Source organism: Flavobacterium sp. (assembly GCF_013823965.1).
In the GTDB taxonomy this organism is placed as follows: Bacteria; Bacteroidota; Bacteroidia; order Flavobacteriales; family Flavobacteriaceae; genus Flavobacterium.
Map to the genome: position 1 here is coordinate 1 of NZ_PNNA01000054.1, position 24,147 is coordinate 24,147.

Here is a 24,147-nt window from a genome sequence, read left to right on the forward strand (position 1 = left end):
AGTCACATCCCAAACACAAGTTTCAGTATTGAAAGTGGCAGATTCGTAACAAGCCAATGTTGGTTTCACCGGTTGTGTTCCAGTCACGTCCCAAACACAAGTAGTAGTATTGAAAGTAGCTGATTCGTAACACGCCAATGCTGGTTTCACTGGTTGAGTTCCAGTCACGTCCCAAACACAAGTTTCAGTATTGAAAGTAGCCGATTCGTAACAAGCCAATGTTGGTTTCACTGGTTGAGTTCCAGTCACGTCCCAAGCACAAGTTTCAGTATTGAAAGTAGCTGATTCGTAACAAGCCAATGCTGGTTTCACTGGTTGTGTTCCAGTCACGTCCCAAGCACAAGTAGTCGTATTGAAAGTGGCTGTTTGGTAGCATAATACAGTTGGAGCAATTGGCATTGGATTTACAGTGACAACAATTGCTTTTTTAGGCCCAATACAAGAACCAGAAGCTGCTTCAGCAACATAATAAGTTGTTGATCCTGCTGATGCTGTTGATGGAGTCAATTCTAATTGAGCAGTTCCAGTAAGAGAATTATAGTAATATAATGTATATGCTGGATTAGTTGCTGTTGCCGTTAATGGTGATGCAGTTGCACCTTGACAATATTCAATGGCAGTTGTGGCATTTGGTACAGTTGTAACATTAGTAACCTTAATTGTAAAAGGAAAGCTACATGAATCACTGGCTCCAGGAGGAACGGCATAATAGCTTGCAGAACCTAAAGTTGCTGGAAATGGATTTGATATGGTATATTCTGTGGTTCCTGATACGATAGGATATTCATTGTAATATTTTGATCCAGAAGGAAAACCGGAACTTATTGCAGTCACTGGAATAGTCGAATCTGGAGTACAAAAAACAAATTCTCTAGTATTAGGTGTGTCAATACAATTTTGATTTACGTAAGCTGATGAATTAATACTTATGTTGAGAGGATTCAAAATGGGTTCGCCTTGACATACCCCTGTGGAATTATAGCCAACGTAAAATGGTTTTTCGGTAAAATTAATGGCAGTAGTGGCTCCTGTTCCGCTTATATTACCGTAGATAGAAACATTTTGGTTGCAAAGAGAATTTTTTAGGATGGCACAATCAGTAGTTACTTTTACTTTAAAGGAAAAATCTCCAAGAATTGTACTTGGGTCTGCTGGTAAAGGCAATGTTCCTAAATCATAAACAATGGATCCTTTTGGACCTAAAGTAGGGTCAAAATAATAATTGTTTGGGGAAGGAAGTGGAGAAAAATTCACATTTTTTGTTAAACTTCCAGCCACAAAATCCAGTGTATAAGGTATTGGAATAATGAATTTTGCATTATTTACAGCTTCAGTTCCTTTATTGTAAATGTTTATTTTTGCACCTATTTCATCACCAGGATTAACTGAAGTTATTGATCCATATACGGTTGCTCCATTTAGCGTTTGTGTGGCGATAACCGCTTCAGCAACTGGAACATAAGCATCTACGGCCATGGCAATTGCAAATATGGAGTAGGTATCACCATCTGTTCCAAATTTAAAATTAACCGAAGTTTGATTATTGGCGATTACGGAATTTCCAACATTTGGAATAGTAAACATACTAAAATCAACACCGGTATTATTTTGCAAACTTGGATTTCTTGCCCCTCCTACAATAATTGAAGAATTAAAGAAATTAGTTGCACTATTACCAGAATGATTCAAATTCATGTAGCTGGCATCGCTAACTTTTTGAATTTGAAAATAATCTCCCGTAAAATTGACATCTCCTTCACTGGCCATTAATCCTAATTTCATTTCAACGGCTCCAGATTGAACGGTGTTAAAACCAGAAACAGGTAATGTGAAACCAGAGGTGTTACTTGCTTGTACATAAGCATATCCGTCAAAAATTGTTACGTCACGATATTTCATTTTTGAGTTTTCGTAAATCACAATCATTCCCCAACCACCAGAATAACCTGTTCCACCGGGATTTCCTTCAAGTAAAGCCATATCGGCAGCAAAATAAGCACCAACACCGTGTGATTTTACATAATCTGTAACTTCTGCATAGGCAGAATAAATATCATCGTCAGTACCTGATGGATAATAAATGTCATTAGCATTTGCAGTTATTGACGTATAGGATGTTTCGCCTGGTCCTTTTAAGGAAATTTTTCTTTTGTCAAAGGTTTTTGAAACTGTAATAGTTTCAGTAATAATATCTACATAAGAGATATCAACATAAGCACTTGTAGGGCTATTAACATTTGAATTATTACCATCTCTTCTTAATCTATTAAGCTTAAGGGTATAATTTGAATCTGAAAATATTTCATACGGTGTATCAAGGTATGCATTATTACTATCAATACTGCTTACTGCAACACTAGTTTCAGTACCATTGTTAATTGATTTAAAAAGTGTTCCAGTACTGGTTGCGTTATCATATTTATAAATAAACTTTACGTTTGGATTTCCTGAAACCGATGAAGTGAAATCGTAAATAATGGTTCTATTATTATTTAATCCAGAACGGGTAACTGTTAATGTATAATTAGTTTGAGTAATAACATTGGTACTATTGTAAATTCTTGCGTTCGACAATGCAACTGGAACTGAAATATTATTTCCTGTAGGGATATTTTTAGTAGCTGTAAAAGTTGAATTTGCTGACGATTTTCCTGTCCAGTACAAACCAGCATAAATAATATTAGAGCAAGATGGAACGGCACCATTTTCTGTAGATAATGCCAAGGTCGATGATGATGAATTCCAAGTATTTGGATCTCCGTCAATATCAACATATTGCATGGTTGAACTATTGTTATTTACAGTATTGTTATAACTTTGCGGCGTTAGGTTAGTATTTCCCAACATCGTAAAATCACCTTGAATATTATATATTTTCTTTGTAGGTGAATAGGTTGATGTTCTTTGAGTGGGTACTTTTTTAACTTGCGCTTCAGCAGTAAAAAGATTTCCAGTAAAAAGAGCCAATAGTATAAATAAATAGTGTAATTTATTATTTATTGATTTAAAGTATATTTCCTTCATAATGATTTGTTTTTAGTAGTCAATGGTAAACTATTCCCCTTTTTCAATTTTATAAAAAATACTGTATTGTTCTTCGAAGTTGTGAAACATTTTTACAATGTTTTGTTCAGTTGTAGCGACACTCGATACGATATAAATGTATTTCAACTTGTAAAAATCTGAAAATAAAGACAAATCAATTATCGAATTCAAATCGTTTGCATTGTTGATTTTAACAATCACGATTTCTATGTTGTTTTTTTGCATGTTTGCATTAGAAATTGCATTTAAAGAAGCAATGTCAGTATACAAGTTTTTAGGATTTTCTCCATACGTTTTCGCCTCTCCAGCGATGAAGTATGTAGAAGGCTGTAGATTATAGACTAAATCTTCCACATTTTTTGCATTGGAAAAACTTAAATTATTATTTTGCTCGATTCCTTTCAAGGAAGAGATATATAATTTTACTTCCATGATTTTTGGAGTGACAGTATTCCCATTTTGGGCCGAAACAGCAGTGCAAAAGAAGGTAAAAACCAATACTATTGTAACTCTTTTTGCAAAGCAATAAACGGGTCTTTGAATTGAAATAATATTGATTATTAGGTCAATAATAAGATTTGGAGTTATTTTTTTCATAAAGTCTTTGATTAAATTAATTACCATTCTAAAATTTTTTTGTTTGCGAATCTAACAACATTGTATAACATTGATGTTTTTTTTCTACCAATAACCTAAATACTCGTTAAAAGGATAATTTATGCCATTTCAAACTTCCTTTTTTAGAATTTAACTTTGTTTTTTATCCTTTTTTGTCTTGTTAATTTTAATGTAAATTACAGGTCAGTTTTTTTTATTAAAATTTTTAGTACATCAAATCTAAGTATAATAATCTTAAAAAACATCGATTAAGTGCAAAAATAATAGATTAAGTGCATATTTTTTGTATTTTATATGTATAATATTACAAAAAATAAATCACTATTATGATAATTGTTAAAAGAATATGGATTTTTTATTGTAAGATGCTGTTTCAATATCAATACCTTTTTTGTAGTCTAAAATTTTTGACAATAATGAAATTTATATGTTTTTTTTATTTTGATTAAAATATGTAAATCAAAATATATTTTGTAATTTGTAATCTTAATACTTGAACCTAATTGGATGCAATTCAAGAGTAAATATTCCCTTATATGAAAAACCTAATACTAGTTCGACACGCAAAATCAAGTTGGGAAGCACCACTAAAAGATATTGATAGGCCATTAGAACAAAGAGGCATAAAAGATGCACACCTAGTTGCAACAAATTGTGTAGATTATGTTCCTCCAATTTTTGTAATGTGGAGTAGCACCGCCAAAAGAGCTTCGGAAACAGCCCTAATTTTTGCCCAAAATATTTTATATCCAGTTGAAAGCATCATTTTTAAAGAAGAACTTTATACTTTTGATGAAAACCAATTGGAAAAGGTGGTTAAATCGTGTAGTAATTTTTTTGAAAACGTTATTCTTTTCGGACATAATGAGGCAATTACAAATTTTGTTAATAAATTTGGAGACATTTTTATAGAAAATGTTCCTACATCTGGTTTTGTTTCACTCGAATTCGCAACAGATAATTGGGAAGAAATAGCTAAAGGCAAAACCCAAAAAATAATATTCCCTAAAAAAATAAAATAAACGATTGTGCTTAAATACAAATATATAGATAGAGAAAAAAGTTGGTTAACCTTTAATGCAAGAGTGCTGCAAGAAGCTGCAGATGAATCCGTTCCGCTTTTGGATAGATTACGTTTTTTAGGAATATTCTCTAATAATTTAGACGAGTTTTTCAGGGTTCGTTTTGCCGCCATCAGAAGATTGAGTTTGTCCGGTAAATCTGGTCAGAAAATATTAGGTGGAATTTCGGCGCAACAATCAGTAAAAGACATTACTGAAATTGTCATCCAGCAACAATCCGAAAGTTTAAGAATATTAAATAGCATCGAGACTAAATTGGAAACGGAAAATATTTTCATGGTCCATGAAAATGACATTTCAATAGAGCAAGAAATATTTTTGAAAGATTTTTTTATCCAAAAACTAAGTCCCGAATTAATTACCATTATTTTAAATGATTTAGCCGAATTTCCAGTATTGAAAGATACTGTGGGTTATTTGGCAATAAAATTGGTAATGAAAAAAGACGCCGAAATACGTTATGCCATTATTGAAATCCCTAACACAATAAACCGATTTGTAGTTTTACCTTCAACAGACAATAAAAAATACGTTATTTTGCTTGACGATGTAATTAGACATAATTTGAGCAGTATTTTCAATATTTTTGATTACGAAAGTGTTTCGGCCCACATGATAAAAATTACCCGAGATGCACAGTTGGAAATTGACAGTGATTTGAGCAAAAGTATGCTTGAAAAAATTGCTTCAAGCGTAAAAGACCGCCGAATAGGAGAACCCGTTCGCTTCATTTACGATCAATTGATAGCTGAAGACACGCTTCAGTTTTTCCTGGATAAAATGAAAATCGTTTCCACAGACAGCATCATTCCAGGCGGAAGATACCACAATAGAAGGGATTATATGAATTTTCCAAATCTTGGAAGATTCGATTTGTTGTACAAAACGAACGTTCCATTGCCCATTCCAGGTTTGAGTCTCGAAGGAAGTTTATTGGAAAAAATCAGTAAAAAAGATTATTTATTAAATGCTCCATACCAAACTTTTTCTTATCTCACCAAGTTTTTGCGTGAAGCAGCATTAGACCCAAAGGTAACCACCATAAAAATAACGTTATATCGATTAGCCAAAAATTCACAAATCATAAGTTCACTTGTAAATGCAGCCAAAAACGGAAAAAAAGTTACCGTTCAAATTGAATTGCAAGCCCGTTTCGATGAAGCTTCCAATATTTCTTATGCAGAACAAATGCAGACGGAAGGCATCGAACTCATTTTTGGCATCAAAGGACTCAAAGTGCATAGTAAAGTATGCGTTATCGAAAGAATTGAAGAAGGCAAAATTAAACGTTATGGTTTCATATCAACGGGAAATTTCAATGAGCAAACAGCCAAAATCTATACGGATGTCACCCTTTTTACAAGTCATCAACACATATTAAAGGATGTCTCCAAAATTTTTGAGTTTTTTGACATTAATTACAGATTGTATCGATACAAACATCTCATCGTTTCGCCACATTACACGCGCTCGCGATTTAATAAATTGATTGATAGGGAAATTGCGCATGCATTAGAAGGCAAAGATACATTCATAAAACTTAAAATGAATAGTTTGTCTGATTTTGAAATGATAGATAAATTATATGCTGCAAGTAATGCGGGCGTAAAAATACAACTCGAAGTTAGAGGAATTTGTTCCTTAATTCCCGGCGTTCAAGGGATGAGTGAAAATATCGAAGCCATTAGTATTGTAGATAATTACTTGGAACATTCCAGAATATATATATTTGGCAATGCAGGTGAAACAGAAGTTTTCATTTCATCGGCTGACTTTATGACCAGAAATCTTGACGGAAGGGTAGAAGTGACCTGTCCAATTTATGACCCCGAAATTAAAAATGAATTGATCGACAATTTCGATATTGGCTGGAATGGCAATGTCAAAGCTCGCTACCATTCTGAAAAATTAGATAACAAATACAAAGTTCGCCAAGAAAAAGAACCTATTTTTAGAGCACAATTAGAAGCCTATAAATATTATCAAAATAAAATAGAGGAATTAGCCAATATTGTTTAATCACCCTAGTTTTCAATTGTACAAATACCCAAATTAATGAATAGTTCCTTAAATAATAAATTGCTCAAAATAAAAAAATACGCCGCCATCGATATTGGTTCAAATGCCATGCGGCTTTTAATCACAAATATCGTTGAGCAAGATGGAAAAGAAACACAATTTAACAAAAGTTCCTTAGTTCGTGTTCCTATTCGGTTAGGTCAAGACTCCTTCACAGTAGGTGAAATTTCCGAAGAAAACATTTCCAGAATGGTAGATGCCATGCATGCATTTCGGCTTTTGATGAAAGTAAACAAAGTAGAAAAATACTCGGCTTTTGCCACATCGGCGATGCGAGAAGCATATAATGGCAAAGAAGTTGTTGATGTTGTTAAAGAAAAAGCGGGCATCAATATCGAAATAATTGATGGTAAAAAAGAAGCCGTAATCATTGCTTCAACTGATTTACATCATCTTCTGAAATCCGACAAAACCTATCTTTATGTGGATGTTGGAGGTGGAAGCACTGAATTTTCTCTTTTTTCCAGTGGCAGAATCGTCGTCTCAAAATCATTCAAGGCGGGTACGGTTCGTTTATTGAACGAAATGGTGAGAGATGTCCTTTGGCAAGAAATGGAAAAATGGGTGACCAAAAACACAAAAGATTATGACGATGTCACTCTTATTGGTTCTGGTGGAAACATCAATAAATTGTTTAAAATGTCTGGGAAATTACAAGATAAACCATTGTCTTTCATTTATTTGAATTCTCAATACGCATTCTTGAATTCGCTTACATACGAACAAAGAATCACGGAATTAGGGCTGAATCCCGATCGTGCCGATGTAATTATCCCTGCAACCCAAATCTATCTCAACGCCATGAAATGGAGTGGAGCCAGAAACATTTATGTTCCCAAAATTGGACTTTCCGATGGTATCGTCAAGGCAATGTACTACGGGAAAATTTAATTCAACTGTTAATCAATCAAACGCAAATTCACCATTTTTATATTTCAAAAGAAATACACAAATGGCGAATTTGTAGTTTTTTTGGTAAAAGAAAGATTAGATATCCAAATCGAATGTCTTTTTCAACAACTCCAAATTGGGATTTATTTCATTTAATCTATTGAATTTATCGAGTGGAGTGAAAGCAAATTTGTTTTCAATTTTTTCATTCACCAGGATTTCAATCGTGATGTCGTGATTGTGCAAATGCCCTCTTAAATAACCTAAAAGTCCGTGTATTTGGGTTTCAAAATCTATTTTGGAGCCATCATTTGGCAATTCGTGAATGATTTTTGTGCCTTCTAATTTAGGATCGCTTATCCTTAAAAGTGACTCCATTATTTTGTGCCCTTTATCGCTTAAACGTTCCGCATATTTGTTCCAATACAACAACATGTCGGTTTCGTTGAAAGCTTCAGTAGGCAAAAGAACTTCTTCTTTTACGATTCCTTTGGTGCTTTCCTGCAATTCTCTTTTGGCTCGAATGCTTGAAAGTGACAAAGCAGAAAATTTGGGACCTTCCGAAATGTTAATAGTTGGCGGTTTTGGGATTTCGGTTGTACGAACTACCTCCGAATTGTTGATTTCAACTTTAGGCTCGATTACTTCTGCATTCTGCAAACTGCTATCTGAAGACTGCCTTCTGCTATCTGCAACCTGCTTGGTTTCAACTATGGAATAATCGGTTCTTCTAAAATAAGTGGGAGGAATTATAAATTGCTCAACTTTTTTTTTTCTCCATCAAAGGAGATGGAGGCCAGTTGCATCAAGCAAAGTTCGACAAGTAATCGCTGGTTTTGGCTCAATTTGTATTTCAAATCGCAGTCATTGGCAATTTCAATTCCTTTCAGCAAGAATTCTTGCGAAGCTTTTTGGCATTGAATGGCGTACAGCTTTTGGGCTTGTTCGCCAACTTCCAATAAAGCCAAAGTCGAAGGCGTTTTGGAAACCAACAAATCTCGGAAATGCGAAGCTAAACCGGCAACAAAATGATGCGCATCAAATCCTTTGGACAAAATATCGTTGAAAGCGACCAATAAGTCCGGGATTTTGTTTTCCAAAATCAAGTCGGTAATCGTGATATAGGTTTCGTAATCCAGCACGTTCAGGTTTTCTGTAACGGCTTGACGGGTCAAATTACTGCCACAATAAGAAACCACTCGGTCAAAAATGGACAAAGCATCACGCATCGCACCATCGGCCTTTTGGGCGATAATGTGTAGGGCATCATCTTCAAAATTTACCCCTTGACTTTCGGCCACATCGGCAAGATGTTCCTTGGCGTCTTTTACGGTAATTCTTTTGAAATCAAATATCTGGCAACGAGAAAGTATCGTCGGAATAATTTTGTGTTTTTCGGTTGTGGCCAATATAAAAATGGCGTGCTTTGGCGGTTCTTCCAAGGTTTTCAAAAAAGCGTTGAAAGCGGCCGAAGACAACATATGCACCTCGTCAATAATATACACCTTGTACTGTCCGGTTTGTGGCGGAATACGAACTTGGTCAATCAAATTACGAATATCATCTACCGAGTTGTTTGAAGCGGCATCCAATTCGAAAACATTGAAAGCAAAATCTTCATTCGGATCATCATAACCGGGTTGGTTGATTTTTCGTGCCAAGATTCTGGCGCAAGTCGTTTTTCCGACACCACGAGGGCCTGTAAACAATAGGGCAGAAGCCAAGTGGTTGCTTTCTATGGCGTGCAACAAAGTGCTGGTAATGGCTTTTTGTCCCACAACATCCTTGAATGTTTGCGGACGATATTTACGAGCCGATACTACAAATTGTTCCATAGATTTTTATTGGATAGCAAATATAGGATTTTAGTTGATTTATTTATTCTCTAAATTGTTAATTTGGATAAAATCTTTTCCTTGCCAAGATATAAATTAGGACAATAAACAACAGGATGTTGATAATCAATGAAATATTGTAATTTTTAATTTGTAGAAGTCAAAGTTCTATATTGCTTGTTATTGCCTTCGATGCATAATTTGGCCAAAACTGTGGAAGCTTCGTTTTCCGAGTTTGCCGAAAATCCGGCCACATAAACGCCTCTTTCACCCGAATTACAGGTGATGCCATACACCACCGCTTCTTCATCAGGATCCGAATCGCCTTCGTAGCGGTACACGTGTTCTATTTCATAATTGTTCGGATTTTTTCGGATAGTTTCATCTAATAGATTGAAATCGTGGATGAAACCCTTTTTGTTCAATTGTTCCAAAGCTTCGGAAACAGAAGCATAATGATAGATAGGTTTCATGATAATGGATTTATAGTTGATGCTTAAAGGTAACTATTTTATTATTAAGTGGTTGTGAAAGAGTTGTTAAAGTGGAGAACTTAAATATTGGAAACGGTGTTTATTATGCTAAATTTGCACCGCAGACCGCCTTATCGTCCCGACTCGTCGGGAAGGAAAGTCCGGACACCACAGAGAAGCATAGCGGCTAACAGCCGTCGGTTCGAGCAATCGGATTAGGACAAGTGCAACAGAAAGCAGGTACAGGTAATGCTGTAGTGAAACCAGGTAAACTCTATGCGGTGAAATTTCAAGTATATCGGCATTTAAGGGCTTCTCGTCCGTTGTCGAAGGGTAGAAAGATGGAGCACGTGAGCAATTGCGCGCCTAGATAAATGATAAGGCATCGTCCCGATAGCTATCGGGATCGGTGACAGAATCCGGCTTATAGGTCTGCTTTTTTTATGAATAGGTTTAAATTTTATTAGCCACTGATTCACTGATTTTAATAAAATAAAAAATCTGTGAATCAGTGGCTAATTTTTTTGAATGGGTTTGTAGAAATTTATTCCTCTTCGAAATCCTCTTCATCCTCCATTTCTTCCTCGGAATTTTCAATTTCAAAGAAACTGAAAAAAGAACCGCCATAACTTTTCTGGAACGAAAAGTGGGGTAGATGGTCGAGTTTGGTGTATTTGGAATGTTCGATTACCATCATTCCGTCTTCTTGAAGCAGTTCTTTTTCGAAAACGGTCAAGACCACTTTTTCGAATGTTTTTTGGTCCAAACCATAAGGCGGATCGGCAAAAATAATGTCGTAAGTCGCTTTGTTTCTTTCCAAAAATTGGAAAACATCGCTTTTGGTCGCCGCAATGTCAAAATCGTACTCGGCAGCAATTTGTTTGATGAATTTCACGCAACCAAAATCGGCATCGACAGAAGTTATCGGAGCGCTGCCACGAGAGGCAAATTCGAAACTGATATTCCCGGTTCCCGCGAACAAATCCAGTATTTTCAAGCCTTCGAAACTGAAATGGTTGTTCAAAACATTGAACAAGGCTTCTTTCGACATATCGGTCGTTGGGCGAACGGGTAGTCCTTTGGGCGGAAAAATGCGTCTTCCTTTATATTTACCTGAAATGATTCTCACGATTGGAATAAAATAAAATGTTTCTGGTTTTGGGCGGTCGAAAAGGAATTTTTTTGCTGCAAATTCAATACGTCAAACAAGGATACGTTTCGAATGTATTTGTAGGCCAATTGATAAAAAGCATCTTCTTCGGCAATGCTTCCCAATAATTCCAACTTGAAATTCTCGGGATTCATGTTCAATTGTTCGGCCGTGAAAAGCAGATAATACAGAAAATCTTCTGGAGTTTGATATTCGAATGAATTGAATAAAAGCAACTTTTGATTTTGAACGACTACAATCTCAAAATGACCCGGATTGAAATTCACGATCATTTTTTTGTCGTCATTGTTTTTGGAAGTCTCCAAAAGTTTGCTTACCAAAATACTGTTGGCGTGCTTGTAATTGAAAGAACCGAATTGGTCAATAAAAAAATTGTTGATGTTCACGTATGGAATGTAAACCGTATTCATTTGGTAATTCGGAATTTCGTCGAAAGCAAAAAAATCGGTCTCAAAAACCTTGGTGTTGTATTGTAAATAACTTCCCAAAAAGTTTTCGTCGAACAATGGTTCGGGCACAAAAGTCGAAAGATTGTTGTTGTGAATTACCAATATTTCGTCATAAGTATCCTTTAATTCCGGATTGTTATTGAAAGCATCGGCAAACAATTCTTCAATTTTGGTGGCTTTGTGAAAAGTGTCAAAATGCACTTCATTCACAGAAAGTATCACATTATTCAAGGTGTCAAAAACACAAAACGAAAGCCCCGTCAAGGAAACCTGAAGCGAGAGTTTTTTGTATTTTTTATCGGTAATGGTAGTGTTAATGGACATAGTTGCAAACTTACAAATTAAAAATTCAATAGCAATGTCAAAAGTCAATATCAATGCTAATTTCAAAAATCAACTTCAAAAGAAAAAATCAAGTTAATGGAAGAAAAAGTTTATATTTGGGTATGTCAATTGCAATTATAAATAAAATGAAGTTAGTCATCATTACTCTATTGTTGTCATTAAATATTGCCGCGCAAAGCAATAATATAACAAATTACAAAAATCAACTTTTAAAGTTTGTTCCTCAAAAATTTGAAATAATGGATACTGTAAAAGGGAATTTGAATAATGACAGTTTTGATGATTACATACTTGTCTTAAAGAAAAAAAATGAAGAAACTACTTCAAATTATAGCGATAACAAACCTGAAAAAAGACCTTTATTGATTTTAATAGGTAATTCGGATAATAAACTGGAATTGAAAGCTCGAAACGACAATGCTGTCTTGTGTATTGACTGTTCTGGTGCAATTCACGGAGATTCTTATTTAGGAGTAAAAATTAAAAACGGTTTTTTTTCTGTTGAGCATTATACTGTTGGAGGTAACGACAAATGGTCAAAAATAATTACTTTTAAGTATGATAAATCAAAGAAAAATTGGTTTTTGCATCGAGATGGAATGGAGTTTTTTGGATGGAATCCTGATGAAAGTCCAAAGGCAGAAGCTATAATTAAGACGGGTGAAGAAATTTTAACTAAGAAAAATTTTGGTGTTGTTCTATTTGAAAATTATGACATTTATAAATAGGTAATTTTCTATTTAAATTTTTCCTGCTACATATAAAGACTATCTTTGAACTTCATTTTATTATTTTACTTCTAGATGGAATCCTCCTTGTTTTATAGTCTTTTACAGAAAAAATTCCCTTTTAAACCGACCTACAAACAGGATGTTTTTTTTCAAAAAATCGCAATTTTCTTGACCGAAAAGGAAAACGACACCATTTTTGTATTGAAAGGGTATGCCGGAACGGGAAAAACCACCGTGATTTCAGCGATTGTCAATAATTTGGTGGACATCAACAAAAAGTATGTTTTGCTGGCTCCAACAGGTCGCGCGGCCAAGGTGATTGCCAATTATTCGGAAAAACCGGCGTTTACGATTCACAAGAAAATCTATTTTCCCAAGAAGTCTTCTGGAGGTGGAGTGTCTTTTACTTTGCAACCCAACAAGCACAAAAACACGATTTTTATCGTCGATGAAGCTTCGATGATTTCCGACACCAATTCTGATTCCAAGTTGTATGAAAACGGTTCCTTGCTCGACGATTTAATTTCCTATGTCTATTCGGGAACCAATTGTAAGATGATCCTTTTGGGAGACACTGCCCAGTTGCCGCCCGTGAATTTGGACATCAGTCCCGCTTTGGACATTCGGACTTTGGGGATGAATTATGGCAAAGAAGTCGAACATATCGAATTGGACGAAGTAATGCGTCAGGAAGAAAACTCCGGGATTTTGTACAATGCGACTGAACTTCGGGAATTGTTGAAGGATTCTTTTATCGACGAATTCAAATTCGATTTAAAGAAATTCAAGGATATTGTCCGTTTGACCGATGGTTATGACATTCAGGATGCCATTAATTCGGCTTACAGCAATTACAGCATCGAGGACACGGCTTTCATTGTTCGGTCGAACAAAAGAGCCAATCAATATAATGAGCAAATCCGCACGAAAATTCTCGACAAAGAAAGCGAATTGTCAACAGGTGATTTTTTGATGGTCGTGAAAAACAATTATTTCTGGCTCAAAGATTCCGACGAAGCCGGTTTTATTGCCAATGGCGACATCATCGAAGTCTTGGAAATTTTCAACATCAAGGAATTGTACGGTTTCAAGTTTGCCAATGTCAAAATAAGAATGGTCGATTATCCCAACCAAAAACCGTTTGAAACTGTATTATTATTGGACACCATAAAAAGTGAATCGCCGTCCTTGACCTACGAAGAATCCAACCGATTGTATCAAGAAGTTTTGAAAGATTACGAAGGCGAAACCAAATACAAACAATTCCAAAAAGTGAAAGCCAATGAATATTTCAACGGCTTGCAGGTCAAATTTTCGTATGCGATAACTTGCCACAAATCGCAAGGAGGGCAGTGGAACACGGTTTTTGTTGAGCAACCTTATTTGCCCGACGGCATCAACAGGGATTACATTCGTTGGTTGTACACTGCTATGACGAGAGCCAAAAATAAGTTATATTTGATAGGTTTTAAGGACGAGAGTTTCGTGGACTAACTTCCTGAAAGTACATTTTCACGATGTTGCAAACCCCATTCCAACATTTTATCTAAAACTGCACCCAAAGATTTTGCAGATTCGGTCAATTCGTATTCCACAGTTATTGGTGTCGTATCATAAACAGTGCGTTTGACCATTCCGTTCATTTCTAAATCTTTCAATTCTTTAGACAACATTCGGGGCGTGATTTTGGAAATATTGCGTTGAATGTCGGTAAAGCGTCTTTTTTCAAACAATAAAGAACCGATAATTGGTAATTTCCATTTACCATTAATTACATTTAAAGTATCGTTTACAGCCAATACAAATTGAATTGGACAGGCTTTGGCATCTTCAAAACTGATTTTATTTTTCATTATCTTATTGATTTTGTTGATGCTATACTAAAGTATATCGCTATATATTAGTGCGTCACTATATTTTAGGTAGCAAATGTAATTATCTTTGCATTAGTATTAACAATAAAAATTAAAAAAAATGAGCGCAAAAATTTTAGTGACTGGTGCAACTGGTAATTTTGGAAAAACAACTATCGATTTTTTATTAAATAAAGGAGTAGCTGCAACACATATTTCAGCTTTGGTGAGAGATGAGGCCAAAGCCCAAGATTTGAAAGCCAAAGGAATAACTCTCAAAATAGCAGATTATGATAATTATGATTCGTTAGTAACTGCTTTTCAAGGAGTTGATAAACTGTTATTGGTTTCGGCAACCGATTTGCAAAATCGAAGTAAACAACAATTGAATGCTGTAAAAGCAGCCCAAGAAGCTGGAGTGAAACATATTTTATACACCAGTTTCGAACGTAAAAATGAAACGGAAACTTCGCCAATTGCTTTTTTGGCAAAATCACATATTGATACTGATAACGCTATCAAAGCAAGTGGAATGACCTATTCTATTTTTAGAAATAATTTATATTTAGAGGTTTTACCAATGTTTTTTGGAGAAAAAGTTTTAGAAACTGGAATCTTTTTTCCGGCAGGAGATACCGCTGCGGCTTATGTTTCTCGAAATGATTTGGCCGAGGCTGTTGCCAATGTCTTGATGGAGGAAAACGTCGAAAGTAGAGAATATGCAATGAATAATAGCGAGAATTATTCATTGAAAACTGCTGCTACTATTTTGAGTGATTTAACCAAAACTGAGATTGGTTACACCAGTCCAAGTCTTGATGTTTATTCAGATGTTTTGACAAAAGCTGGTGTTCCGGCAGAATATGTTGGAATGTTTGTAGGTTTTGGAGCAGCGATTGAACAAGGTGAATTTTATGCGAATTCAACGGATTTAGAAAAGTTATTAGGCAGAAAATCAATTAGTTTGCAAGAATTCTTGAAACAAACGTACCTAAAATAAAAAACAATAGCATCAAGATTTAAAAAACGAACAATTTTATGTGTTCGTTTTTTTTATTTATTGTGATTAGAACAGAAAAGATTATTTACATTTAAACATTATTTATACAATTTGATTTTATGAATACTTTAAACGATTTGCATCAAATTTCAAGCACTTTTTCGAACACCGAAAAAATGCCCGTGTTGTTTCTAGGACACGGAAGTCCTATGAATGCCATCGAGGAAAACCAGTTTGTGACCGGCTTTCGTGACTTGGCGAAAACCTTGCCACAACCCAACGCCATTTTGTGTGTTTCGGCGCATTGGTTTACCAATGGAACCAAGGTAACGGCGATGGAAATGCCGCGAACGATTCACGATTTTGGAGGTTTTCCGCAGGAATTGTTTGCCGTGCAATATCCCGCAAAGGGCAGTCCTGAATTGGCAAAGAAAACCAAGGAATTGTTGCAGCCTGTTCAAGTGGAATTGGACGAGCATTGGGGTTTGGATCACGGAGCTTGGAGCGTGATTAAACATTTGTATCCCGAAGCCAATGTACCCGTAATCCAGTTGAGTATTGATTATACCAAATCGCCGCAATATCATTTTGAATTGGCCAAAAAATTGAGCGATTTGCGCCGAAAAGGTATTTTGATAATAGGTAGCGGCAATATCGTGCATAATTTGCGTTTGGTCGATTTTCCTAATTTCAACAAAGACAATTATGGCTACGATTGGGCAATTGAAGCTAGAGAAACCGTAAATAATTATTTGTTGGACGGCAATTTTCAACCGCTGGTTGATTATGAAAGGCAAGGCAAGGCTTTGCAAATAGCGATTCCCACGCCAGACCATTTTTTGCCCTTGATTTACACTTTAGGTTTAAAAGACAAAACCGAAGAACTGAGTTTGTTCAATGACAAATTGGTGGCGGGTTCGTTGAGCATGACTTCGGTGAAGATTGTTTAGAAGAGTTTTGTGGAAAAATCTTATATTTGAATATTGAAAATAATAAAAACCTAAATCAATGAAAACCAAATTATCCCTACTAATCTTAGCATCAATTCTATTATTTTCCTTTGCAACAACCAAAACATCGGATGACGATAAATTAAAAAATAAATTAATCGGAACTTGGAGTGGTTCAGAAGAAGACAACCAGCAACCCGGCCTAACCAAGTATTGGATCAAGACCCATAATAAAAACGGAACATTTATACTATTGTTCACGTCCATAGAAAATTGTGAAGTAGAAAGCCATGTTGAAAAAGGAAAATGGGAAATAAAAGACGGCTTATTTTACGAAACATTCGATAGTGATGGAAAAACAGATGTTTATTCAATCGAAATGTTGGACGATAATACTGTAAAATATAAAGCAAAAGAATTAAGTTTGGAGTTCGATAATAAAGAATATGAGTTTATTGAAATCAGAGAAGAGTAAATGAAAGCAAATAATAAAACCATTTGTTTTTAAGAAATTGATTTAACTTAAATTTATTGAATTATGAAATCGAATCTAAATAAGAATTGTCTTTTACTTTTTGCTATATTTTATTCAGTGTTTGCAATGTCACAAAATGCGGATATTTATACTCCGCCTGAGGTTTCACCAATGCCTATGAAACCCGAAATGACTGAGATATGGGAACCTGAAGTAGCTATAATTATTCCAGCCAAAAAAATAGGGGATGCCCCCTCGGATGCTATTATCCTATTTGATGGTAAAAATTTGAATCAATGGGTTAGTCAAAAAGACACTTCGAAGGAAGCTTCTTGGAAAATAATAAATAATGACTATATGGAAGTTGTTCCAGGTAGTGGAGGTATCGAAACAAAAATGAAATTTGGTGATTGCCAATTACATATTGAATGGAGCGCTCCAGATGTGGTTGTTGGAGGAGGTCAATCCAGAGGAAATAGCGGTATTTTTTTTCAAAACAGATACGAACTTCAAGTGCTGGATTCGTATGACAACAGAACCTATAGTAATGGGCAAGCAGGCAGTATTTATAAGGATTATGTGCCATTAGTAAACGCTATGAAACCTCCTTTAGAGTGGAATGTTTATGATGTTATATATACAGCACCACGTTTTAAAGCAGATGGAAAAATAGATAGTCCAGCAAGAATCACAGTTTTGCACAATGGGGTTTTGATTCAAAATAACGTTTCCATTAACGGATTGACTCAATATATCGGTTTGCATAATTATCCTTCTCCTCACGGTGAGGATGTAATTTCTTTGCAAGATCATAATAATAAAACACAATTTAGAAATATTTGGATTCGAAAGCTATAAAATAAAAATGACAAGGAGCTTTTTGAAGCATAATGAATAAAAATTTGTGTCTTCGAATCAAAAAATCAAATAAAAAATGAAAATAATAGCAGTCATTCCCGCGCGTTACGCTTCCACAAGATTTCCTGCCAAACTAATGCAGGATTTGGGAGGCAAAACCGTGATTTTAAGAACCTACGAAGCCGCCAAAAAGTCCAATCTTTTTGACCATGTTTTTGTGGTTACCGATTCCGATTTGATATACAAAGAAATAACTTCCAATGCAGGAAAGGCCATAATGAGCATCAAAGAACATGAATCTGGAAGCGACCGAATTGCCGAAGCTGTCGAAAATTTGGACGTTGATATTGTCGTAAATGTACAAGGTGACGAACCTTTTATCAACACGGAAGCTTTGGAAAAACTGATTGCAGTTTATAAAAACGACGTTAATAAAAAAGTGGATTTGGCTTCCCTAATGTGTGAAATCACCAATGAAGACGAAATCAACAATCCTAATAACGTGAAAGTGGTGGTGGACCAAAACGGTTTTGCTTTGTACTTTTCTCGTTCCGTGATTCCGTATCCAAGAGAGAAAAACGTGGGCGTTCGCTATATGCAACATATCGGAATTTATGCTTTTAGAAAACAAGCCTTGATGGATTTCTACAATTTGCCGATGAAATCATTGGAAGCTTCCGAAAAACTGGAACAATTACGCTATTTAGAATTTGGAAAACGCATCAAAATGGTTGAAACCGCCGATAAAAGTATTGGCATAGACACGCCTGAAGACTTGGAAAAGGCGAGGAATATGTTGTAAAAAAAATAATTTTCAATAAAGTTTAGTAGTTTTAACACCAATTAATTTATGTTTATGAAAAAAATAATGCTCTTGCTGATGCTTTTGCTGACTTTCGCGGGACAGGCACAAATGAAAGCCGATGATGTAAAAACGTTTACCTTGGATAACGGAATGAAATTTCTGGTTGTGGAAGATTTCTCCATTCCCAACGCCAATATGTACTTTTTTTACAAGGTGGGAAGCCGAAACGAGTACCAAGGAATCACAGGACTTTCCCATTTTTTTGAACACATGATGTTCAACGGAGCCAAAAAATATGGCCCAAAACAATTTGATCGAACCATGGAATTCAATGGTGGTGCCAATAATGCCTACACCACCGAAAATGTCACGGTATATACGGACTGGTTTCCGGCAGCTTCGGCAGAGATTATGTTTGATCTTGAAGGAGATCGAATTGCCAGCTTAAGTATTGACCCCAAAATGGTAGAAAGCGAGAGAGGCGTTGTATTGAGTGAGCGAAGAACAGGTCTTGAAAACTCGCCATGGCGTCCTTTATCCGAAGGATTGCAAGCAACCGCTTTTCAGGAACATCCCTATCATTGGCCGGTTATTGGCTACGAAGACGACATGAAAAACTGGACACAGCAAGATTTGGAGCGTTATTTCAAAACGTATTATGCGCCAAACAATTGCGTGGTCGTGGTTTCGGGAGCGTTGAAAATGGAAAAAGTGAAGGAATTGGCCAAGAAATATTTCGAACCAATTCCTGCTCAAGTTGCACCGCCAAAAGTGCATATTGTGGAACCAGCCCAAAACGGAGAACGAAGAATTACCATCAAGAAAGAAGTGGAAACACCATACTTGATGATTGGATATAAAACCCCGGAATCCAAAAATGATGATTATTATGCCTTGAATATTTTGAGTTCCGTTCTATCCAGCGGAAATTCGTCTCGATTGTATTCGTCTCTGGTGGATCAAAAGGAATTGGCCACACAAGTATTTACGGATTATGGAGACACTTTCGATCCGTTTCTTTTCAATGTTTATGCGGTCGCCAACCAAGATGTAAAAGAAACTGATTTGGAGCAAGCCGTTTATGCCGAAATTGAAAAAATTAAAAAGGAGGGCATCACCGAAAAAGAATTGCAAAAAATCAAGAACCAAAAATTGATGGAGTTTTACAACCAGGTGGAAACCATCAACGGAAAATCGAACAATATTGGGACCTACGAAGTTTTTTTCGGAGATTATAAAAAAATGTTCGATGCGCCAGCTAATTACAACAAAGTCACCGTTGCCGACGTAAAACGAGTTGCCGAAAAATATTTGACCAAAAGTAACCGAACAGTTGCCGTATTAAAAACCAATGTAGAAGATTAAGCCATGAAAAGAAATATTCAAAAACTCATCCTGTGTTTACTGGTAATTGCAACTGGCCACTTATCGGCACAAGGATTCAAATTGCCCAATTACACAACTTTTAAATTGGCAAACGGGCTTACAGTTTCCTTGATGGAACAACACGAAGTGCCTGTTATTAGCGTTTCGGTTATACTTCCCGGAGGCGCGATTTATGATTATGACAAAGCGGGATTGGCATCATTGACGGCCATTTCCCTTAAACACGGTACCAAAAATTTCACCAAAACAAAATTAGATGAAGAATTGGACTTTTTGGGAGCTGAAGTAGCTACTTATGCGACAAAAGAATTTGCAGGCCTTTCTTCTGATTTTGCATCCAAGGACAAAGTTAAAGTGCTGAATATCATTAAAGAAATTGTGCTCAATCCTGTTTTTGATGCTGCCGAATTCGAAAAGGAGAAAAGCCGTTTGTTGGTTTCGTTGGCGCAACAAAAAGAAAGTCCACGTTCTGTTATAGGAGCTTATTTTGATACTTTGTTATATGGAAATCACGTTTATGCGAATGTTAAAAACGGAAACAAGGAAACTGTTGGCAAATTGACCGTGAATGACGTGAAAGATTTTTTCAAGACCAATTACAAACCGAATGAAGCCGCGATTTGCATTGTTGGAGATTTCAACACGAATGAAATGAAAGCTATGATAACCAAATTGTTTTCCGGTTGGGAAAAATCGGTCGTAAAAATTGAAAACCTGGCATCAAAACAAATTGTTCTTCCTACAGAAAACAGGGTTTTGTTGGTAAACAAAGGAGATGCCAAGGAAACCACTTTCTATATTGGAGCGCCGGGCGTGAGCAGAAACAATCCGGATTATGTGGCTATTGAAGTGGTCAACACGCTTTTTGGAGGACGTTTTACTTCGATGCTGAACGATGAATTGAGGGTAAATTCAGGTTTGACTTATGGTGCCGGAAGCAGGTTTAACAATTTAAAAAATGGTGGTTCCTTTTATATTTCCACATTTACGGCTTCTAAAACGACTGAACCAGCGATTGATAAAGCATTGGTGGTATTGAATAATTTACACGCCAAAGGAATCGATGAAAAAGCATTGGCTTCTGCCAAAAATTATGTGAAAGGACAATTCCCGCCGGATTATGAAACTACCTCACAATTGGCAGGTTTGCTGTCGCAAATGTTTTGGTATAATTTTGACAAATCATTTATCGACAATTTCGAAAAAAACGTGGATAGTCTTGACTTGGCAAAAGCCAACCAAATTATCGACAACTATTTTCCAAAAGACAAATTGCAGTTTGTTTTGATAGGAAAATCGGAAGACATCAAGAAAACTGCCGAAAAATATGGCAAAGTCACTGAAGTTGAAATTAGTGACGACATCAAAAAAATGAATTAAGAAAAGAGGGAATTAAGTTTCCCTTTTTTTTGGTCAAAACATTTGTTATTGGGATTTAAGCATCGTTTTCAATATCAAAATAACCTTTGGCTTTTATCTTGGCAGAGAAAAAATTCAAGAACAAAACCACAAAAAATAAAAACAAAAAGGCTTGGGCAGTCGCCAATATTTTCCCAAAGGTCGTCACTGGATAAAAATCGCCATATCCAATAGAAGCAGAATTTATTGTGCTGAAATAAACGGCGTCAAACCAATGATTAAGAGGCTTGTTCAAATAATTTCCACAGGAATACAAGACGGCAAATGCCAATATAATTTCCAAATAATTTAGGAAAAGCAATAGCATTGATCGTTTATAAGAACGTGGTTTAGAAAACATGTCCGATGCAAAAATCAATGTGGGAATGTATAAAACGGTTTCCAGCAAGACATAAACCATTATCCAAATCACAACACTGTATTCTTGCCAATGATTGATTAAAATCAATAAAGGAAAGATTATTTTGAGCAAAATGTAAAAATCCAAAGCCAAATCCCGATATTGATATCCTTTTAAATATGCTAAATATTTGATGTATACTCCGGGGAAAAGCAACTGGGAGGAAGAAAGGAACAATCGAACAATTTTCTCTATTCCGTTGTCATCTTGATGGTTGTTGTTCCAGATGGCTTTAATGTTTTGAATGCGTTTTTCTACAGGATTATAATCTGGTTTTGGCAACTTTGAGACGTTTCCCAACAACAACTTTTTTAGAATGGATTTCATGTCATTTTATGATGAAAATACACCTCTAATGTACGAATAAATTGCGTCATTTTTCGAAAAAAAAATAATTTAAAGTTTACTTTCAACTATAATCAACTCATTTAGTTCTTCGACTTTGTGCAATTTTGTCACATTATATTGAGTAACATCAAAAGCATTTAAAAACCCCAAATTGAGTTGTTTTTGTTTGTCGTTTAAAACCATCGTGTTAAAAAGGATGAAACCTTTCGGTTGCAACAAATCGCAAATTCTATTGATGAAAAATGGTTCAAATAAAAAGAGAGGCATTTTGGTATCCTGAAAAATATCAATGATGATTAGGTCGTAAACATCTTTGGTTTTTAAAACAAATTCAAACGCATCATCAATTATTATTTCCAGATTTCGAATTTGGTTTAAATGAAAATATTTGTTGGCGATAGTAATCACGTTATTGTCGATTTCGACACCCGTAATTTTGCCTTCAAAATTAATTTCGTCAACCAATGTTTTAATGACACTTCCGCCAGCGACTCCCAAAACGAGAATGTTGTTCATGGTTTTGATTCTTCCAAAACCAATAAATTTCAATCCTTTTCTTAAAATTCGTTGTAAACTTCCATACGAATAGTTGGTGTTTTTACTATCTAAAACCAATTCGCCATTGCTCCAAGTGACTTCAAGCGTTTGGCTAATGTTAGATTTTTGTTTGAACACATTGATGGGAATGATATAGCTGAACAGTTTTTTGAACATTAGAGATATTTTTATCAAAAATAGGAGAATAATGTTAATTTTACCGAAAATGGGTTCCAAATGAAAAGAAGTTTTTACAAGTTTATTTTTTTTAAATTAATGGGTTGGAAAATTGAAGGCTCTTTTGATGAAAGTATCAAGAAATGCGTTCTAATGGTTATGCCTCACACCAGTTGGCATGATTTTTATTTGGGAATATTTACCAGGGGAATCACCGGTATTAAAATGAATTATATTGGCAAAAAAGAGCTGTTTCGTTTTCCATTCGGATTTTATTTCCGTTGGATGGGTGGCGCGCCAATAGATCGAACAGGAAGTTTAAATAAAGTAGATGCCATTGCAAAAATATTTGACCACTACGAAGAATTCAGATTGGCCATTGCTCCCGAAGGCACCAGAAAAAAAGTCAACGAACTCAAATCAGGGTTTTATTATATTGCCTTAAAAGCAAATGTTGCCATAATTCCTGTTGCATTTGATTTTGGCAGCAAAACGGTAAGCGTTGGCAAACCCTTTTATCCAACATCAAATTACGAGGCCGATTTGAAAAATTTGCTTCAACATTACGAAGGAGTAATTGGAAAAATTCCCGAAAAAGGTTTTAACTCCGAAAAATAATTTATTCCGGCGAATAAGTTTGAAAAGTTCCATTTTTATAGAAAATGACAATTCGGTCAATTTCCGAGTTGTTTTTTTGCAAGTCCGACGAGCTTTGCGTATTTAAAAAATTGTTCACCAATTTTTCTTCTGCAGGATTTTTTTTGTTTGGCAATTCTTCAGAAAACAAATCTGCTGCTTTCTCTATTTGGGTTTCGGCAATTTGATGGTCAATTATTGGAGTGGAAGCAGCAAGAATAGTATCCATTTTTAATTCCGATTTTGGAAAAGTTCCCTTTCCATTCAAAATCCAATACAAATCCACATCGGGAAAAACATCCAAAATTTTAAGTATAAAATCCAAGCTTGGTTTGTTTCTGCCCGAAAGGAGGTGGGACAAACTAGAACGTTGCACACCTATTTTATCGGCAAATGTGGAAGCATTCAAACTGTAATAATCGAGTATAATTTCCAGTCTTTTTATAAAATCTTCTATGTTTACCATTGTAAATTGGTTTGAAAAATAATTGAGTTACAAATGTAATTAAAAAGAAGGAATGCGCCAAAATTACATCTGTAAATTAGTAAAAAAATAGTATTTACGTGCAATTATTACTTTCGAT

The 24,147-nt window shown here is 35.4% G+C and carries 24 protein-coding genes and 1 other RNA gene; 14 read left to right on the forward strand and 11 right to left on the reverse strand.

The window, feature by feature from the left end:
• Positions 1-3,024, reverse strand: a 3,024-nt coding sequence (locus C0430_RS05885; RefSeq protein WP_290866491.1) for a hypothetical protein, incomplete at its 3' end; no start/stop codon positions are given.
• Positions 3,025-3,054: 30 nt separating this feature from the next.
• Positions 3,055-3,642: a hypothetical protein gene (locus C0430_RS05890; RefSeq protein WP_290866495.1), complete on the reverse strand. Its 588-nt coding sequence runs from the start codon at positions 3,640-3,642 to the stop codon at positions 3,055-3,057.
• 557 nt (positions 3,643-4,199) lie between these two features.
• On the opposite strand from C0430_RS05890, the gene C0430_RS05895 reads away from it, so the two are divergent.
• The 3 genes from C0430_RS05895 to C0430_RS05905 are packed head-to-tail and all read left to right on the forward strand — an operon-like array spanning position 4,200 to position 7,715.
• Positions 4,200-4,685 (forward strand): histidine phosphatase family protein, encoded by a 486-nt coding sequence (locus tag C0430_RS05895; RefSeq protein ID WP_290866502.1) that lies wholly within the window; start codon positions 4,200-4,202, stop codon positions 4,683-4,685.
• Between the two features lie 6 nt (positions 4,686-4,691).
• Positions 4,692-6,764, forward strand: a complete 2,073-nt coding sequence (ppk1, locus tag C0430_RS05900; protein WP_290866508.1) for a polyphosphate kinase 1 — start codon at positions 4,692-4,694, stop codon at positions 6,762-6,764.
• 60 nt (positions 6,765-6,824) lie between these two features.
• Complete coding sequence (locus tag C0430_RS05905) at positions 6,825-7,715, forward strand: Ppx/GppA phosphatase family protein (protein ID WP_290866636.1); 891 nt, start codon at positions 6,825-6,827, stop codon at positions 7,713-7,715.
• 96 nt (positions 7,716-7,811) lie between these two features.
• On the opposite strand, the gene C0430_RS05910 is transcribed toward C0430_RS05905, so the two are convergent.
• From C0430_RS05910 to C0430_RS05920, 3 genes are all read right to left on the reverse strand, one after another.
• Positions 7,812-8,375 (reverse strand): DNA polymerase III subunit gamma/tau, encoded by a 564-nt coding sequence (locus tag C0430_RS05910; protein WP_290866514.1) that lies wholly within the window; start codon positions 8,373-8,375, stop codon positions 7,812-7,814.
• An 89-nt stretch (positions 8,376-8,464) separates the two neighbouring features.
• Positions 8,465-9,550, reverse strand: coding sequence for a DNA polymerase III subunit gamma/tau (gene dnaX / locus C0430_RS05915; RefSeq protein WP_290866520.1), 1,086 nt, complete (start codon positions 9,548-9,550; stop codon positions 8,465-8,467).
• Between the two features lie 146 nt (positions 9,551-9,696).
• Entirely contained in the window at positions 9,697-10,023 is a 327-nt protein-coding gene (locus C0430_RS05920; RefSeq protein WP_290866525.1) for a hypothetical protein, read from the reverse strand.
• 118 nt (positions 10,024-10,141) lie between these two features.
• Here C0430_RS05920 and rnpB point away from each other — a divergent pair.
• Positions 10,142-10,466, forward strand: an RNA gene (rnpB, locus tag C0430_RS05925) — RNase P RNA component class A.
• 101 nt (positions 10,467-10,567) lie between these two features.
• Here the strand turns inward: rnpB and C0430_RS05930 are convergent.
• Both C0430_RS05930 and C0430_RS05935 read right to left on the reverse strand, forming a co-directional pair.
• A complete protein-coding gene (locus C0430_RS05930; protein WP_290866530.1) occupies positions 10,568-11,152 on the reverse strand; it encodes an RsmD family RNA methyltransferase in 585 nt (194 codons plus the stop codon).
• A complete protein-coding gene (locus tag C0430_RS05935) occupies positions 11,149-11,967 on the reverse strand; it encodes a DUF3822 family protein (RefSeq protein WP_290866535.1) in 819 nt (272 codons plus the stop codon). Before C0430_RS05935 ends, C0430_RS05930 begins: the two co-directional genes overlap by 4 nt.
• A 53-nt stretch (positions 11,968-12,020) precedes the next feature.
• Between C0430_RS05935 and C0430_RS05940 the strand changes: the two genes are divergently transcribed.
• Both C0430_RS05940 and C0430_RS05945 read left to right on the forward strand, forming a co-directional pair.
• Positions 12,021-12,716, forward strand: coding sequence for a hypothetical protein (locus C0430_RS05940; RefSeq protein WP_290866541.1), 696 nt, complete (start codon positions 12,021-12,023; stop codon positions 12,714-12,716).
• A gap of 75 nt (positions 12,717-12,791) precedes the next feature.
• On the forward strand, positions 12,792-14,213 hold the full coding sequence (locus tag C0430_RS05945) for an AAA family ATPase (RefSeq protein ID WP_290866546.1): 1,422 nt from the start codon (positions 12,792-12,794) through the stop codon (positions 14,211-14,213).
• Here the strand turns inward: C0430_RS05945 and C0430_RS05950 are convergent.
• On the reverse strand, positions 14,210-14,572 hold the full coding sequence (locus C0430_RS05950; protein ID WP_290866550.1) for a helix-turn-helix domain-containing protein: 363 nt from the start codon (positions 14,570-14,572) through the stop codon (positions 14,210-14,212). The genes C0430_RS05945 and C0430_RS05950 overlap by 4 nt on opposite strands.
• A 121-nt stretch (positions 14,573-14,693) precedes the next feature.
• Here C0430_RS05950 and C0430_RS05955 point away from each other — a divergent pair, with 121 nt between their 5' ends.
• The 7 genes from C0430_RS05955 to C0430_RS05985 all read left to right on the forward strand — a co-directional run bounded on the left by C0430_RS05955 (position 14,694) and on the right by C0430_RS05985 (position 21,426).
• Complete coding sequence (locus C0430_RS05955) at positions 14,694-15,572, forward strand: SDR family oxidoreductase (protein WP_290866553.1); 879 nt, start codon at positions 14,694-14,696, stop codon at positions 15,570-15,572.
• Between the two features lie 119 nt (positions 15,573-15,691).
• Positions 15,692-16,522: a 4,5-DOPA dioxygenase extradiol gene (gene ygiD / locus C0430_RS05960; RefSeq protein WP_290866556.1), complete on the forward strand. Its 831-nt coding sequence runs from the start codon at positions 15,692-15,694 to the stop codon at positions 16,520-16,522.
• 58 nt (positions 16,523-16,580) lie between these two features.
• A complete protein-coding gene (locus C0430_RS05965; protein WP_290866559.1) occupies positions 16,581-16,997 on the forward strand; it encodes a hypothetical protein in 417 nt (138 codons plus the stop codon).
• Positions 16,998-17,060: 63 nt separating this feature from the next.
• Positions 17,061-17,855 (forward strand): DUF1080 domain-containing protein, encoded by a 795-nt coding sequence (locus C0430_RS05970; RefSeq protein ID WP_290866562.1) that lies wholly within the window; start codon positions 17,061-17,063, stop codon positions 17,853-17,855.
• A gap of 76 nt (positions 17,856-17,931) precedes the next feature.
• Positions 17,932-18,657 (forward strand): 3-deoxy-manno-octulosonate cytidylyltransferase, encoded by a 726-nt coding sequence (gene kdsB / locus C0430_RS05975; RefSeq protein ID WP_290866565.1) that lies wholly within the window; start codon positions 17,932-17,934, stop codon positions 18,655-18,657.
• 54 nt (positions 18,658-18,711) lie between these two features.
• Positions 18,712-20,025, forward strand: coding sequence for a pitrilysin family protein (locus tag C0430_RS05980; protein WP_290866568.1), 1,314 nt, complete (start codon positions 18,712-18,714; stop codon positions 20,023-20,025).
• Positions 20,026-20,028: 3 nt separating this feature from the next.
• Positions 20,029-21,426 (forward strand): pitrilysin family protein, encoded by a 1,398-nt coding sequence (locus C0430_RS05985; protein WP_290866571.1) that lies wholly within the window; start codon positions 20,029-20,031, stop codon positions 21,424-21,426.
• Between the two features lie 55 nt (positions 21,427-21,481).
• Here C0430_RS05985 and C0430_RS05990 read toward each other — a convergent pair whose 3' ends face one another.
• On the reverse strand, positions 21,482-22,192 hold the full coding sequence (locus tag C0430_RS05990; protein WP_290866575.1) for a potassium channel family protein: 711 nt from the start codon (positions 22,190-22,192) through the stop codon (positions 21,482-21,484).
• A gap of 69 nt (positions 22,193-22,261) precedes the next feature.
• Entirely contained in the window at positions 22,262-22,927 is a 666-nt protein-coding gene (locus C0430_RS05995; RefSeq protein WP_290866578.1) for a spermidine synthase, read from the reverse strand.
• A 60-nt stretch (positions 22,928-22,987) separates the two neighbouring features.
• Here C0430_RS05995 and C0430_RS06000 point away from each other — a divergent pair, with 60 nt between their 5' ends.
• Positions 22,988-23,545 (forward strand): 1-acyl-sn-glycerol-3-phosphate acyltransferase, encoded by a 558-nt coding sequence (locus C0430_RS06000; protein WP_290866582.1) that lies wholly within the window; start codon positions 22,988-22,990, stop codon positions 23,543-23,545.
• Between the two features lies 1 nt (position 23,546).
• Here C0430_RS06000 and C0430_RS06005 read toward each other — a convergent pair whose 3' ends face one another.
• Entirely contained in the window at positions 23,547-24,029 is a 483-nt protein-coding gene (locus C0430_RS06005; protein WP_290866586.1) for a helix-turn-helix transcriptional regulator, read from the reverse strand.
• Positions 24,030-24,147 lie beyond the last annotated feature (118 nt).

Excerpts from the sequence above, each read along its gene's own strand:
- C0430_RS06000 (WP_290866582.1), top strand. The coding sequence starts at position 22,988 with ATGAAAAGAAGTTTTTACAAGTTTATTTTTTTTAAATTAATGGGTTGG.
- ygiD (WP_290866556.1), top strand. The coding sequence starts at position 15,692 with ATGAATACTTTAAACGATTTGCATCAAATTTCAAGCACTTTTTCGAAC.
- C0430_RS05940 (WP_290866541.1), top strand. The coding sequence starts at position 12,021 with ATGCTAATTTCAAAAATCAACTTCAAAAGAAAAAATCAAGTTAATGGA.
- C0430_RS05955 (WP_290866553.1), top strand. The coding sequence starts at position 14,694 with ATGAGCGCAAAAATTTTAGTGACTGGTGCAACTGGTAATTTTGGAAAA.
- C0430_RS05950 (WP_290866550.1), bottom strand. The coding sequence starts at position 14,572 with ATGAAAAATAAAATCAGTTTTGAAGATGCCAAAGCCTGTCCAATTCAA.
- C0430_RS05970 (WP_290866562.1), top strand. The coding sequence starts at position 17,061 with ATGAAATCGAATCTAAATAAGAATTGTCTTTTACTTTTTGCTATATTT.
- C0430_RS05965 (WP_290866559.1), top strand. The coding sequence starts at position 16,581 with ATGAAAACCAAATTATCCCTACTAATCTTAGCATCAATTCTATTATTT.
- C0430_RS05985 (WP_290866571.1), top strand. The coding sequence starts at position 20,029 with ATGAAAAGAAATATTCAAAAACTCATCCTGTGTTTACTGGTAATTGCA.
- C0430_RS05920 (WP_290866525.1), bottom strand. The coding sequence starts at position 10,023 with ATGAAACCTATCTATCATTATGCTTCTGTTTCCGAAGCTTTGGAACAA.
- C0430_RS05895 (WP_290866502.1), top strand. The coding sequence starts at position 4,200 with ATGAAAAACCTAATACTAGTTCGACACGCAAAATCAAGTTGGGAAGCA.
- dnaX (WP_290866520.1), bottom strand. The coding sequence starts at position 9,550 with ATGGAACAATTTGTAGTATCGGCTCGTAAATATCGTCCGCAAACATTC.
- C0430_RS05890 (WP_290866495.1), bottom strand. The coding sequence starts at position 3,642 with ATGAAAAAAATAACTCCAAATCTTATTATTGACCTAATAATCAATATT.
- C0430_RS05980 (WP_290866568.1), top strand. The coding sequence starts at position 18,712 with ATGAAAAAAATAATGCTCTTGCTGATGCTTTTGCTGACTTTCGCGGGA.
- kdsB (WP_290866565.1), top strand. The coding sequence starts at position 17,932 with ATGAAAATAATAGCAGTCATTCCCGCGCGTTACGCTTCCACAAGATTT.
- C0430_RS05995 (WP_290866578.1), bottom strand. The coding sequence starts at position 22,927 with ATGTTCAAAAAACTGTTCAGCTATATCATTCCCATCAATGTGTTCAAA.
- C0430_RS06005 (WP_290866586.1), bottom strand. The coding sequence starts at position 24,029 with ATGGTAAACATAGAAGATTTTATAAAAAGACTGGAAATTATACTCGAT.
- C0430_RS05990 (WP_290866575.1), bottom strand. The coding sequence starts at position 22,192 with ATGAAATCCATTCTAAAAAAGTTGTTGTTGGGAAACGTCTCAAAGTTG.
- C0430_RS05945 (WP_290866546.1), top strand. The coding sequence starts at position 12,792 with ATGGAATCCTCCTTGTTTTATAGTCTTTTACAGAAAAAATTCCCTTTT.
- C0430_RS05935 (WP_290866535.1), bottom strand. The coding sequence starts at position 11,967 with ATGTCCATTAACACTACCATTACCGATAAAAAATACAAAAAACTCTCG.